Source organism: Kitasatospora sp. MBT63 (assembly GCF_000710465.2).
Taxonomy (GTDB): domain Bacteria; phylum Actinomycetota; class Actinomycetes; order Streptomycetales; family Streptomycetaceae; genus Kitasatospora.
Map to the genome: position 1 here is coordinate 1 of NZ_JAIZ01000778.1, position 738 is coordinate 738.

At 71.3% G+C, this 738-nt stretch carries 1 protein-coding gene; it reads right to left on the minus strand.

The window, feature by feature from the left end:
• Window positions 1-163: 163 nt before the first annotated feature.
• On the minus strand, window positions 164-738 hold a 575-nt coding region (locus tag AA75_RS40290; RefSeq protein ID WP_233289409.1), incomplete at its 5' end, for a papain-like cysteine protease family protein.

Consider the following 738-nt stretch of genomic DNA (forward strand, 5'->3'; position numbering starts at 1 on the left):
CGCGGGCGCCAGGTCCGCGGCTGCGAGGTCCGCGGGCGCCGCCGGCGCCGGTCCGTCCGCCGCCAGGGCGAGCGGGGCGGCGGCCAGCGAGAGTCCCGCGGCGAGCACGGCGGTGGCGAGGGCCCGCCGCAGGTGGTTCCGGTTGTCGGTCATGGCTGTCTCCTCACGCGCCGATCCGGTACAGGGAGTGGGTCCAGGAGAACGAGCCGTTGCTCACGTAGTACGCGTAGTCCGCCCAGTTGTAGCGGGAGTTGGACGGCCACGGGTCGCCCCAGTAGACCCAGTTGCTGGAGACGTCGTAGCCGTAGATCAGCTGCATGTGGCCGCCGCCGGAGCTCCACTGGATCCGGGTCTCGACCGGCCGGTCGGCGTCGATCTCGGTCTGCACCGTGCTGTAGCGCAGATAGCCCGTGACGTACGAGCCGGGGTTGATGCCGATCCAGTCGAGCGCGGTCTGCACGTTGCCCAGGGTGGCCTGGTTGTTGGGGCAGGTCGAGTTGATCGACCGGTTGAAGGCGGCGTTGCAGAACTGGTTCTGGCTGTAGCTGTAGCCGAAGTACGCGGCCACCGTGTTCCCGCTGCCGGCCCAGCACCAGTTGCTCTGCTGCTGTTGCTGCATGGTGATGTTGAGCCTGCGCCAGGTGGCGGCCTGCGCGGACCGGCCGACAGCGTCGGGCTGACCGGTGGGGGCGGTCGGGCCGACGGCGGAGGTCCGGGCGGACGCGGCGGGGGCGCCGG